This is a genomic window from Anaerotruncus sp. 80 (genome assembly GCF_009936115.1).
Lineage (GTDB): Bacteria > Bacillota > Clostridia > Peptostreptococcales > Anaerovoracaceae > Senimuribacter > Senimuribacter intestinalis.
The window spans coordinates 296,558-309,988 of record NZ_QWES01000001.1; the positions used below are offsets into that span (position 1 = coordinate 296,558).

11 protein-coding genes are annotated in these 13,431 nt (G+C 41.8%); 6 read left to right on the forward strand and 5 right to left on the reverse strand.

Going from position 1 to position 13,431, the window contains the following annotated elements; all coding sequences use genetic code 11:
• Positions 1 to 397 precede the first annotated feature (397 nt).
• Positions 398 to 937, forward strand: a complete 540-nt coding sequence (locus D1155_RS01360) for a hypothetical protein (RefSeq protein WP_160200616.1) — start codon at positions 398 to 400, stop codon at positions 935 to 937.
• Positions 938 to 1,013: 76 nt separating this feature from the next.
• On the opposite strand, the gene argH is transcribed toward D1155_RS01360, so the two are convergent.
• Positions 1,014 to 2,396 (reverse strand): argininosuccinate lyase, encoded by a 1,383-nt coding sequence (gene argH, locus D1155_RS01365; RefSeq protein WP_160200617.1) that lies wholly within the window; start codon positions 2,394 to 2,396, stop codon positions 1,014 to 1,016.
• Between the two features lie 150 nt (positions 2,397 to 2,546).
• Between argH and D1155_RS01370 the strand changes: the two genes are divergently transcribed.
• The gene (locus tag D1155_RS01370) at positions 2,547 to 3,572 is read left to right on the forward strand and encodes a pyridoxal-phosphate dependent enzyme (RefSeq protein ID WP_160200618.1); all 1,026 of its coding nucleotides are present in this window, start codon (positions 2,547 to 2,549) and stop codon (positions 3,570 to 3,572) included.
• Between the two features lie 312 nt (positions 3,573 to 3,884).
• On the opposite strand, the gene D1155_RS01375 is transcribed toward D1155_RS01370, so the two are convergent.
• Positions 3,885 to 4,505, reverse strand: coding sequence for a J domain-containing protein (locus D1155_RS01375; protein ID WP_160200619.1), 621 nt, complete (start codon positions 4,503 to 4,505; stop codon positions 3,885 to 3,887).
• Positions 4,489 to 5,373, reverse strand: coding sequence for a DUF5685 family protein (locus D1155_RS01380; protein ID WP_160200620.1), 885 nt, complete (start codon positions 5,371 to 5,373; stop codon positions 4,489 to 4,491). Before D1155_RS01380 ends, D1155_RS01375 begins: the two co-directional genes overlap by 17 nt.
• Before the next feature lie 115 nt (positions 5,374 to 5,488).
• On the opposite strand from D1155_RS01380, the gene D1155_RS01385 reads away from it, so the two are divergent.
• The 4 genes from D1155_RS01385 (at position 5,489) to D1155_RS15705 (ending at position 9,333) form a co-directional block, all read left to right on the forward strand.
• Complete coding sequence (locus tag D1155_RS01385; RefSeq protein ID WP_160200621.1) at positions 5,489 to 7,651, forward strand: GH25 family lysozyme; 2,163 nt, start codon at positions 5,489 to 5,491, stop codon at positions 7,649 to 7,651.
• A gap of 279 nt (positions 7,652 to 7,930) precedes the next feature.
• Positions 7,931 to 8,188 carry a helix-turn-helix domain-containing protein gene (locus tag D1155_RS01390; protein WP_160200622.1) on the forward strand — a complete coding sequence of 86 codons (258 nt, stop codon included), beginning with the start codon at positions 7,931 to 7,933 and terminating at the stop codon, positions 8,186 to 8,188.
• A 4-nt stretch (positions 8,189 to 8,192) separates the two neighbouring features.
• Entirely contained in the window at positions 8,193 to 8,333 is a 141-nt protein-coding gene (locus D1155_RS01395) for a hypothetical protein (protein ID WP_160200623.1), read from the forward strand.
• A gap of 712 nt (positions 8,334 to 9,045) precedes the next feature.
• Complete coding sequence (locus D1155_RS15705) at positions 9,046 to 9,333, forward strand: hypothetical protein (RefSeq protein WP_243150975.1); 288 nt, start codon at positions 9,046 to 9,048, stop codon at positions 9,331 to 9,333.
• Positions 9,334 to 10,354: 1,021 nt separating this feature from the next.
• Here D1155_RS15705 and D1155_RS01420 read toward each other — a convergent pair.
• Positions 10,355 to 11,842 (reverse strand): ABC transporter ATP-binding protein, encoded by a 1,488-nt coding sequence (locus D1155_RS01420; RefSeq protein WP_160200625.1) that lies wholly within the window; start codon positions 11,840 to 11,842, stop codon positions 10,355 to 10,357.
• Between the two features lie 4 nt (positions 11,843 to 11,846).
• Positions 11,847 to 13,421 carry an ABC transporter substrate-binding protein gene (locus tag D1155_RS01425; protein WP_306770904.1) on the reverse strand — a complete coding sequence of 525 codons (1,575 nt, stop codon included), beginning with the start codon at positions 13,419 to 13,421 and terminating at the stop codon, positions 11,847 to 11,849.
• Between the last annotated feature and the right edge of the window lie 10 nt (positions 13,422 to 13,431).

Consider the following 13,431-nt stretch of genomic DNA (forward strand, 5'->3'; position numbering starts at 1 on the left):
TTTTATTGCATTTTACATTTTATTCATGGTATAATCGGATTAAATTACGGTATGTCCGTTCCAGTTTGAAACCGTTTTTTACCAGTTTTCAGATTTTCTCCAATCGGTTTTCAAAATCCCGATTTCATTCGCAAAAAGAAACCTTTTTGGGTACTTTTGAAAACCTTCTTCTAAAAAGCTGAAAACTGGAAGACAATTACACGACATACCTGCACATGAAAGGAGATGATTCAAAAATGAATTTCGTCGATACAGCTACCGCACAACTTGATTTTTTAAAAAGACAGCAACAATACTGCAAAAATCAATTATCTGACCTTCCTATGGGAAATCTAGTAAAGAAAAGCAGCAAGGGAAAGAATACTATTACATAGATACCGGCACTGCACTTGTCAGTTTGAAAAACAGCCCTGAATTATACCAGCAATACAAAAGTAAAAAAGCACTCCTGCAGCAACTTCGCTCTCTACAAATTGATATTCCCCTGTTAAAAAAATTGTTAAATACTTACCAGCCAATTATCCCTCTTGAGAACGACTGGCACAACTTTGCCGCTGAGCAGAATACTGGCTGGAAGCAGGATAAAAAACATCTTTATCAGGGTGTCTATTACCGCTCTAAATCCGAAACACTTATTGCTTCCATACTGACCTCTTACCAATTTCGTTTCAAATATGAGGTTGAATACACAGTAAACGGTTTTAAATATTATCCTGATTTTCTCATAGAGCGTCCCCACGATAAAAAAATATTCCTCTGGGAACATTTTGGAAAAATCGACGATGAAGAATATGTGCGCAAGATATTTTTTAAGCTGCAGGACTACCACAATGCAGGCATTAACCTTTGGGATAATCTGATTATTACCTTTGATCAAGCTGACGGCAGTCTGAATGCCGATTATATTGACCGCATTATAAAACTATATCTGTTGTAATCCTCTCTCAAAACGTGCAAAAGAACGAGATTTCCCAAATTCTCGTTCTTTTAAACCTTTTTTTATCTATTACTACTTATTTTAAACTTTCAAGGAATGCCCTTCCCGCTGCAATCTGTCTTCTGACCTCTGACGGCGCTGTCCCACCAAAAGAAATTCTGGCGTCGACGCAGGCCTTAATACTGATATCGCCAAGGGATTTCTTCGAAATTCTGCCGTCGATTTCGCTGAGCTGTTCATCGGTTAAATCCTCAAGCTGACAACCATTAACCTCACAGACTTTCACCATGCGCCCAACAATTTCGTGTGCTTCTCTGAATGGAATGTTTTGCTTAACAAAATGCTCCGCAATATCGGTAGCGTTTAGGAATCCCTTTGCCATCTGCGCCTCAATCTGATCCAATCTGAACTCCGTCTTTTCCAGCATATTAGCAAAGATGGTAATGCTGGCCTTCCATGTGTCTACCGCGTCAAAGAGGCTTTCCTTATCCTCCTGAAAATCCTTGTTATAGGCAAGAGGCGTCCCCTTCATCACGGTCAGAAGCTGCATCAAATCTCCATAGACTCTGCCCACTTTTCCGCGAAGCAGTTCCGCCATATCCGGGTTCTTTTTCTGCGGCATAATGCTGCTGCCTGTACAGTAACTGTCATCGATATCAATAAAACTGAACTCCTGAGAGTTCCACCACACAAACTCTTCCGCCCATCTGGATAGATGCATCATGGAAATGGACGCATCGCTTAAAAATTCAATACTGTAGTCCCGATCGCTGACACTGTCCATGGCATTTTCTGTTGGCGCTGCAAAACCCAAAAGCTTCGCGGTTTTATGCCTGTCAATGGGAAGAGTCGTCCCTGCAAGAGCACCTGCTCCTAAAGGACATAAGTTCATTCTGTGGTAAGTATCATGAAGCCTTTCGATATCTCTTTTAAACATCTGGAAATACGCCATGAACACAAATCCTAAGGTAATTGGCTGCGCATGCTGAATATGGGTAAATCCCACGGTCAAACAATCCGCATATTTCTCAGCTTTTTCCAAAATTACTTCTTCCAGATAATAGAGTCTGTCCAGAATCTCTCCAATTTCTTTCTTTAGATACATTCTGCCATCGACTTGGCACTGGTCATTTCTGCTTCTAGCTGTGTGCAGTTTCTTACCCACATCGCCAATCTCAGCAATCAGCCGGCTTTCAATTCCCATATGAATATCTTCATCTTCTACGTTAAATGTAATTTCACCGCTTCTAATTTTTTCACGTATGGTTTCAAGACCTTCGATAATTTTCCCACTCTCTTCTTTTGTGACAATCCCCTGCGCCGCAAGCATTGTTACATGCGCAATACTGCCGTCTATATCTTCGTTATACATTCTTTGATCAAATCCGATAGATGCATTGAACACCTTTACAATTTCATCCATTTCCTTTTCAAATCTGCCACCCCATAAGCTTGCCATATTGTATTCCTCCTTCACTTCTTATACACACTGTTGCTCGATTCTCATTATTATACTAGATAATTCATAAATATACAAGCTTTTCCCCCCTGTTTTTTCTTTCAAATATGTGGTACAATATCTTTCAGTAAATGAACAGGAGGATTTTATATGACTTTAGGACGTGAGAAATTACATTTTCTCAATTCACCAACCCCGATAACCTATCTCGAAAATATTTCAAAAGAACTAGGCGTCAATTTTTATCTGAAAAGAGACGATTTGACCAATTTCGGTACCGGCGGCAATAAGCTACGTAAGCTGGAATATCTGGTAAAAAATGCATTGGACCAGGATGCGACTATGCTGCTGACCGTCGGCGGCGCACAGACCAATCACGGCAGACTAACTGCTGCTGTCGCTGCAAAATACGGTCTTAAAGCTGCCATCGTAGCCGTTGACCCTTATCCAGGCGAAATATCAGCTAATCTTCTTCTTGACGGTATCATGGGCTGTCCTGTTTATCTGGTGCAGGACGACGGCGTACATACCGCAGACGAGCTTGAGGCAGCAACAGTTAAAAAAGTGACAGAAGAGTGGGAGGCAAAGGGTGAAAAAGTCTACTTTATTCCGGTTGGCGGCTCTAACGAAATCGGTGCGTTAGGTTACTATGACTGTGCTTTAGAGCTGGCTGCACAGGTAGAAGAAATGCAGCTTTCTGACGTTCGTCTGATTTCTACTGTAGGTAGCATGGGTACTTACATGGGTCTTGCCTGTGCCATCAAAAACGAAGGATTGCCCCTTCGGCTAACTGGTATCAGCATTTCTCCAAAGAAAGATATCTACGCCATGGCGGCTGATTACTATGATCGTATGAAAACTCTTTTCAATCTGCCAAAGGAAATGAACAAATCTGATTTTGATATCACGACTGAATACGACTGCGGTGCTTACAATAACCCGGTTAAGGAAGTGCGCGAAGCCATTTATTACATGGGGCGCAAAGAAGCCGTAATCTTAGATCCTTGCTATACAGGAAAAACCTTTGCAGGCATTTTGGATATGATAAAAAAAGGCACAATCGCGCATGGCGAAAATGTCATCATGCTGCATACCGGTGGCATTCCTGGTATTTACACTGCACACCACCGTGTTGAGATGGAAAAAGAACTGAAAGATTATATTCATATTATTTAATCGCCTAATAAACGAAAAAGCTGATCTGCCGGAAAGGTATGCCGCAAGGCGCCTTCTTCAGCAAGTCAGCTTTTTAGGTTTATATTCTAACAAGACGCTCTTCAATTTGGTTGAGACGATTATAGATTGGCGCCATTTTCTCGTCTGCTAAATTGGTGACTTCATCATAGCACACAATTATACTGTCTACCAGTCTCTTGGGGTGAGATCCTCAAAGTTCTGCAATTTAGATTCTTCCCCTTACAAATGGCTAAAAATACCGGAAAATAAGCCCTGTAAAATTTCTCTTAAGTCTTAATAAAATTCCATTTTTTACCAGCAAGGTGAGCACCAGGACGTAAGGCAATAAAATGTGCAGCAATTTGCGCAGCAGTCATCACTTCGATTATATCCCTGCCCGTCAGAACGGTTTTTATACATACTTCCCTGCGCTATCATCTGCTGATAAACTCTCTGATATTCAAAATTATTTGGATCCATATCAATAGCCTGGCGCAGATTGCTGATTCCATCATCAATCCAGCCTTTCCGATAAGATAGCACTCCACTTAAGAAAAACCACTCAGCATCTCGCATAGGTGCATGAATCAGCATTTGTTCCGCTCCTATAAAATCACCTCGGTCAATGGCCTGGCGAACTGCATAATAATCACTGCTGCCAGAAGCACGGCTATTTGAGCCACCTGCATACCCCCTGCCAGAATCTGAAGCCCATGTGCCGGACCAGCTACCAGAGCCGCCGCCGGCTCTTCCCTTCATCAGCACATCATACGCCTCATTTATCTCCTGCAGCTTCTCTTCTGCTAAATCTGCAAGGGGATTGTTCTGATATTTATCCGGATGATATTTTTTTACAAGCGCTTTATACGCCGCTTTGATTTCTTCATCTGAAGCGTTCTGTGAAACGCCCAGTACTTCATATGGATTGCTCATCTGTATCTATCCTTTCTCTAAGAATCTGGTCTGTGCGTGCGCGCAGTCCCATAAAAATAATATTTTCGACAATCTCTGTATTTTGCTTTAGTTCCAGTAAGTCATATGTCATCGCAATTTCCCCCAGACATTGATATAGCAAAGTGTCCATGCCCTCAAGGTGATTTTTTCTGTAAATCAGAGGATTATAGCAGCCTTTTTCCATATCCTTTTCATAGTCATCCAATGCATCTATGATATAAATCCACCGCCCCAGCGCACGACCCAGCTGGGCAAGCACTCTGGTCTGCTTCTCTTCTTTCGCGGATAGAGAACTGCTCTCCCAAAATCCGGTAAATAGCACTTCCATCAAATCAGAAAAAGTCTCCGCGGTCTGGTCTACAGAGGTTGACTTTCCCTCCTCCAACAAAGATAGCTTTGTCAGTGCTTTCTCAACGTTTGTACAAAGGTTCTGATAACGCTTTTCTAGTTTCTTGTAGGCATGGCGCAAAGCGGTTTTTCCCGCAAAGCCTGCAACACTTTTTTCGTCTTTCCAGTCGTCTAAAAATTTATGATACGTTAAAATTACCATAACGTCCGCTCCATAGTCAATAGCAGCATTATCGTAAATCACAGGTTTTTTCTCTATGGGGTGAGTGATACAATGCTCCAGTTTCAGCGTATCTTTTGTATCTTCAAAGCCCGCCAAAACCAGTGCAAGAAATACTGCGTCATAGCTGAGCCCAAGCCTTGGAATCTGGCCAATTCTTCTGGCTATGGATTTACAGATACCGCAGTAATAGCCCTGGTACAGGGTATAATCCCGCACCTTCAATTCATTTTTCTCTATGGTAACATAACCCAACATAATATCTTGATAATAAACCATTTTCATGAAGTTTTCAAGAAGTCTATGTGAAAATTCTACTCATGCTGTCGACAAATTCGGACAAATTTGTTAAGATAGAAGGGCATAGTAAAATTATAATTTTAGGAGAGATGAAATGAATACAAAAAAACTACTATTAACTGCGGTTTTATCCATTGCCGCTCTCTTTGCCACCTGCATAGTCGCCTCTGCCAGCAGCGCCGTTGTGGATTCCGGCGGTTATTCCCATGCTTCCAAATTCGGAAACACCCTGGTCATCGACGGCATTGATGTATCCGAGTATCAGCAGCAGATTGACTGGGCCAAGGTGAAAAGACAAGGTATCGACTACGCCTACATTCGTGTCGGTTTTTCTTATCTTGCCTCACCTCACCGCACTAACACTGACTCATATTTTGAATACAACTATAAAGAAGCCCGTGCCAACGATATCATGGTCGGCGTATACTACTATTCCACAGCAACTTCCCCGACAGAAGCACAGAAGGAAGCCAAGTATGTGCTGGATGTGCTGGACGGCAGAGAATTGGATTTACCAGTTGCTTATGACTTTGAGATGCCTTCTGGCAGCAGACTCACCAGTGCATATAACAGCTGGTCCTCTTCCACCAGAAAGGACAAGGCTGCGACCAACTCCCTTGCTTTTCTAAACTACATAAAAAAGAACTCCGACTATGAGTCCATGTTTTACTCTTATCGCGCCATCACCTCCCCCTACGGAAGTCCCAGCAGCAACAAAATAAACATGAATCTAATTGACAATAAATTCAAAGTATGGCTGGCACAGTACTCAACTGACAATAGCTACGAAAGACCTTACGAATACTGGCAGTACACTTCCAGCGGAAGCATCACCGGTATCAGCGGTCGGGTGGACTGCAACTTCTGGTACTATGATAATAATGCCGAAGAAACAAAATCTGGCACGAAATCCATAAAAAACGCTTCCGTTTCTCTCGGAAAAACGTCCTACGAATATACAAAATACAGAAAATACCCTTCAGTCTCCGTTACCTACAACGGCACAAAATTGACGAAAGGAGTCGACTATAAAGTCAATTACATCAAAAACGTATTGGCTGGCACTGCTTATGCACGCATTGAAGGTATCGGCAAGTATTCCAACGTAAAAATGGTTCCATTTACCATTACTACCACCGATATTGCAGACGGCGGCACTGTCGGCAGTATTGCCGATGTAACCTACAGCGGCAGCGCAAAAAAGCCAACTGTAAAAGTTCAGTACAAAGGCACTACGCTTAAAACCTGTGATTACTCCGTTTCCTATTCCAACAACAAGAACGCAGGCACAGCAACAGCGAAAATTACAGGAAAAAGAAATTATCACGGCACCTTAACCAAGACCTTTAAAATCAAAAAAGCGACTCCAAAGTTTACCGGATACACCACCTATAACCGGACCACTGACAGAGATGATTTCACCATCAACACCAAGTGCGACAGCGATGGAAAGCTGACCTACAAATCCAGTGATACTTCCATCGCTACAGTCAGCAATACAGGTAAAGTTTCCCTAAAAGGAGGCACCGGTACAGCGGTCATTACCGTAACCTGCGCGGAAACCAACAACTACAAAAAAGCAACCAGACAGGTCAATATAAAAGTAACTGCGGCATCTTCCGAAGTGGAGAATACCACCATCAAAGTGAGCTCCACATTAGAAGACGGCTTCATTCGGTTGAACTGGACAAAGTCCACTGGATGCAATATCGACTATTATGAAGTTTACAGGAGCACCACTGCAAATAGCTACGATAGTACGCCATTTTATACAACCAGCTCAGGAACCATTACAACTTACAAAAATACCAAAGATTTAAAAGACGGAACTCGCTATTATTACAGAATTCGCGGTGTCCGCACTATTGACGGAAAGAAATACTACACCCAGTGGTCCAATCAGGCAAACAGAATTTACAAAGCGCCTGTTGACCCTAACACCAAACTGATTACAGGGGTTAATGCAACCACTATCACAGCAAAATCTGATCGTGGCAAAGGATTTATCCGAATCAGTTGGACTAAGTCTTTTGGCTATAAGGTGGACTATTTTGAGGTTTATAGAGCAACGAAATCCAATACATACAGCAATACACCTTTTTTCAAAACTGCAAACGGCTCAATACGTACTTACAAAAATACCAAGAGTCTACAAAAAGGAACTCGCTATTATTACAGAATTCGCGGTGTCCGCACTATTGACGGAAAGAAATACTACACCCAGTGGTCCAATCAGGCAAACAGAATTTACAAATAAGCACAAAAAAATATTTTTTATAGTTCTGTCTGAAAAGAAAAAAGAGTTGGCATCAAAGGCAAATAAAGTGATATCGGAAGAATATCCCTCTAGCCTAATCTCAATGCCATTAAATTAACATTTTATACCATCGTTCAGGAACGAACCCCCATGCAAAAACAAACAGTATGGGGGTTTTCCTAATGCGAGAAAGGGACCGTCTCATTTCCTTTGATATACTTCCCTTCTAGGTAGACAAGTAAAAAAGTAAAAACTTGTTATCTGAAAAGAAGCATTAGTATGTCTAGAAAAATATCAGCAGAAGAGAAAATTACAGCCGTAAAGTGCTATCTAGATGGGAAAGGTTCACAGGATGAAATCTGCAAAAAATATGAGATTCGTTCAAAAAGTAAACTCCAAAAGTGGATAAAGATGTATAATGGTGGTGAGATTCTAAGGGTAACTGGAACAGGAGGCTTTGCCATCATGGCAAAAGGACCAAAAACAACATTTGACGGACGCATTGAAATCGCACAGGATTGTATTGCGCACGAGTGAAATTATGCACAAACCACTGAAAAGTACAAAATTATCCTATCAGCAGGCCCACAGCTATATCATCAAATATGAAGAGCATCGCATAGAAGGACTTCGTGATGGTCGCGGTCGTCGTAAATCCGTAAACTGGAGAAGCTTCGTGTAGAAAACCGGCTTTTAAGAACAGAGAAAAAGCGTACAGAAACGGAGCAAAACAGTCCAAAGTAGCGAAGTGTATTGATAATGGTCCAATGGAAGGCTTCTGTGGTGTTTGAAAACGTGAACGGTACTATGTAAGAAGATTTACTAATAGAGAGAGCCTGGTTGGAATGATAGAAAACTACATTAATTATTACAACAACAAGTATTTGCAGAGAAACTTGGGGGTTTTAAGCCCAATGGAAAAACATCAGTTATATCTGCAGACTGCATAAAAACACCAGTCAGAAAACACTTCCGACTAGCTAAAAAATTTAGCTCTATAAATTTTTTAGGGATGCAGACACGCCTTTCAGCTTGGTGGGGGCAAATTAAAAACGCTCTAAACTTAATGAGGGGACTATTCTATCATAAGCCTTTTCAATTTTGAAGAAAAGGATATCTCCGATATTGAAATTATCTCTGTTAACGAAGAATCTTTCACCTTCATCACACTTCGCTGCAAGGAAGTTTCATGTCCAACTTGCAAAAGTTCTACTTCCAGAATTCATGATTACAAGCTACGCACAATCGAACATCCTATCCTAAAGGAAAAGCACACCACTTTAATATACAACAAAAGAAGGCATGTCTGCTCTAATTGCGAAAAAGGATTTTCGGAAACAAATCCCTTTGTCGCTCCCGGAAGAAGACTTTCAAACCTTGTCACTCTTAGAGTGATGAAAGCTTTAGAAAAACCAAGAGTTACCTTTGACATGACTGCAAAAATCGCAGGGATTTCTACTACGATGGCGCTTCATATCTTCGATACTCACGTTGGAATCAAGAGAAGCCCTTTTTCTCAAATTTTTTGTATTGATGAAATCTACGCCGTGAAAGATCAACAAAAAGTATATGCCTGTGTCTTGGTAGGTTTTATGACTCGACAAACTTACAACCTGCTGTCGGACAGAAAAAATTTCATCTGGCAGAACATTTCTCTCATATTGACCGCTACACTCGTATGAAGGTGCGCTATATATCGATGGACATGTGGGATAGAGATATATGCTCTATCTACTCTCTAAATGCTAAACTTTGTGCAGACAGTTTCCATGTGGTGAATCTTGTAACTCGTGCTTTCAATCAGGTGCGTATTCGTGTGATGAAAGCATACCCTACCTCTTCTGACAAATATTATTACCTTCTTAAGAAATTTCATTGGCTTCTGAACAAAGATTACGTCGATATTCCTCCCTGGAAAACCATTACGGTTTATCGCAATGTATCTTTTCTCCATACAAAATATCAGTATGCAACTTCTGAAAATGCTCCATAAAAGCTGGATTGTCTCCTGGAAGATTTGTATACATTCAATATTCCTGAATTTAATACAATCGGCAGAAGTATTAAAAAATGGCGTCAGGAAATCATAAACAGTTTTGACACATACGATGGCAGGCGCATATCAAACGGTCCGATAGAATCCGTAAATTCCAGAATTAAACTACTTAAAAGAAATGCTAATGGATACAAGAATTTTGACAAATTCAGAAGAAGAATTCTGTATTCTTTGAATTCCAACTTAACAGTTAAATTCTATGCTCATTTGTTAAATCTATATTAAAATGATTCCGCAAAAGAAAAGGTATAGAGTCAAGCCTATATGATTCAGCTTGATTCTATACCTGCTTTTTTTCTAAAAACCCCCATTAATTTTAGACTCCAACAAAGGTCAAGCCCATAAAAAGTTTATAGCGCCCTTTTGGTTAATTACTTTATTTTTTTGAATTTTTTCTATAAAATAAGCTAAAATGATTGCGCAGATAAACAGTAAAAATGATAAGAATAATTGATTAAAAATTTTATACATAATTGAAATAGTAACGATAACACTTGTAGAATAAAGTATCCAAAGAATTTTTTTCAATTGTAATAAATCTCCTTTTCAAAAATTACTTTACGTTATATTGTACTTTTTTTGATGAAAAAGTCAAAGCCTACCCTGTTAATAAAAACCAATAGTACCTTTATAATATTTTTTATCTTTTATAGGGCTACAATCCTATCGCTGATATGTTCCACCATAGGAAGATCGTGGGCGATAATCAGCATCGTCAGATTTCGCTTTTCGCACAACTCTTTGAGCAGATGAATAATCTGTGCCTGCAGAGAAACGTCAAGAGAGGTAATAGGTTCGTCTGCGATGAGAAAATCCGGATCTGTAATCAGTGCCCTTGCGATAGCCGCACGCTGCCTCTGTCCACCGGAAACATGGTAGGGATGCCTTTCTGCAAGTTCCGGAGAAAGTCCAACCAGTTCCATCATCTCCTTTACCTGCTCTTTCACTTCCGCCCTGCCCAGCGCTTTCCCTTCCTTTTTTCTGCTGGAAATCTGCAGCGGCTCTGCAATAATCTGAAAAAGACTCATACGCGGATTAAAAGCCGACGCACTATCTTGAAAAATCATTTGTTTTTTACAATCCGGCGCAAAAGTAATCGTACCGGCTGACGGCTTTTGAATCCCCGCAAGACATCTTGCAAGAGTCGATTTTCCGCAGCCGGAAGGTCCTACAATGCCGACGATTTCCCCTTTTTCAATGGTAAGAGAAAAATCTTCAAAGACCTTGTGTACACGTTTTTTTCCAAGGGAAAAATATTGAGAAAGTCCGCAAATTTTCACTAGCGGCTCTGAATCCACCGCCGCAAAAGACGCTTCTTCTCTAACTCTTCCATGAAAGTGACTGCCGCTCTTTCCATACTGCGCATAGTGCAGAAGCTGCTTCGTATACCCATGCTGCGGATTTTCAAAAATCGCCCCAGTCTTAGAGTTCTCCACAATAACACCGTCCTTCATGACGATAATTCGATCCGCCATCTCCTTTGCCAGTCCCAAATCATGGGTCACAAAAAGTATGCTGCAGCCTGCCTCACTGCTAACTTCTCGCAGCAGCTTGATGATCTGCCCCTGGGTATCTATATCCAGCGCCGTCGTCGGCTCATCACAGATGAGCAGCTTCGGATTACAAGCAAGGGCAATGGCAATAGCAACTCGCTGACGCATCCCGCCGGAAAAATGATGGGGATACTGATGAAAACGCACTTCTGCATCCTCAATTCCCACCCGCCTCAGCAGGGAAATCGCCCTCGCTTTCGCTTTGCTTTTGCTGATTTTCTCGTGACGTAAAATCGGCTCCATAATCTGACTGCCCACGGAAAACACCGGATCCAGAGAAGACATGGGGTCTTGAAAGACCATAGCGGCGCTGCGACCGCGCACATCTGTCAATTCCGCCTCAGTCATATGCGTCACATCTCGCCCGCAAAGATAAATATGTCCGCTGTCCACTTCTGCATGACGGCTATGCAGCATCATAACTGCACGACAGGTTGCCGTTTTGCCGCAGCCCGACTCACCAACCAGAGCCACCTTTTCTCCGGGAAAAATTTCAAAATCAATCCCCTTTACCGCCTCCACTTTCCCGCCTGCACCGTGAAAGGACAATTTGAAGTTCTCTATTTTTAAAATACTGTCCATAGTTTTACTGAATTTCCCACTCCGCTATATTCCAGAACACACCTACGCCGTGATGACCCAGCACTGTATTTTCTGTGATTCCCTTTACATTCTCACGTACTGCATAGGAGGCATCCACGTAAGCGATGAAGCTGTACGGCATAGCCTTTGTCAGTTCCTCCTGAAATTCCATATAAAGCTCTTTTCTTGCGCTGTCATCTTCTGTATGTCTTGCTTTTTCAAGAATCCTGTCAACTGCCGTATTTCCATAAGCGGTGTAATTATCGCCAGCACCGGTAGAGAAGATTTTATAGGTGTGGTCATCCGGATCAAAAGGACTTCCCCAGCCGATGATACAGCAGTCCTGATTTGCCCAGTCTAAAGAAGCTTTCGCCTCAGCTGTTGCATTAATTCCGATTGACCGAAGCTGTGCTGCACACATTTTCGCCATATCAACTCGCACTGAATCATCCGCCATGGCTGAAATGACAAATCCCAGTTCTTCTCCATCTTTCTCATAATAGCCGCTTTCTCCTTTTGTCCAGCCGGCTTCTTGTAAAAGCGTTTCTGCTTTCTTTGGATTATAGTCGAAACGCTCCATCTCTTCATTATTGTAAGCGCCCTTTTGCAGCGGTGAATAAGCCGCTTCCCCCTCGCCAAGAAGAACGCTTTTAACAATCGCGTCTCTGTCGATGGCATAACTGAGAATGCCGGCAAGTTCCGGATTTTCCGAAAATACAGGCTTAGCAAAATTATATGCAATGGCTCTGTAGTCTGCGGTTTTCATCTGATATATCCGATATCCGCTCTCCTTTGCTACACTGGCGGAAGTCTTCGCCGTAATCATTGCCATATCGATTTCTCCAGAGCGAAGCTGCATGGCTCTTGCGTCAATCTCTGGAACAATTTTGAAAATCACCCGTTCAATTTTTGGTGTTCCACCGTAATACTGATCAAACCGTTCCATGGTAATAGACTGTCCTTGATCCCAAGAAACCAGTTTATAAGGACCTGCGCCGACCGGATTCTGATTGAAACTGTCAGTTGCCGGATCCCTCTCTTCCAAAAGGTGCTTCGGCAGAATGCCGATAGTCATGTAATCAGGAAATGCCACATTGATCTGTTTCAGTTTTATTTCTACGGTCAAATCATCAGGACAGTTTATCTCCTGAATATCTGTATAATTGGAAATAATTTCCGACTGATTATTCTCATCCAGAATCAGATCTAGTGTAAATTTTACATCAGCAGAAGTCAGCGGCTGTCCATCGTGAAAGGTCAGACCTTCTCGAAGTTGAAACGTATAGGTAAGAGTTTTCTCATCAAACTCCCACGTCTTTGCCAGCCCAGGCACTACATTATTCTCCGCATCATGCGCAGTTAACCCAGCAAACAGCAGCAGGTTGATCTCGCCATGCTCATAAAGTGCCGGATTGATGGCTGTATAATCCTGACTACCATATACCAGCGTGTTTTCACCAGCCGCCATTGCAGACGCGGTGCTGCCATTTTCACTGCTATCTCCGCAGCCTGCCAGCGCCACTCCCACTATAATTACCAATATCATACATAATATCGTTGTCAATATTTTTCTTTTCATCTTCATTTTC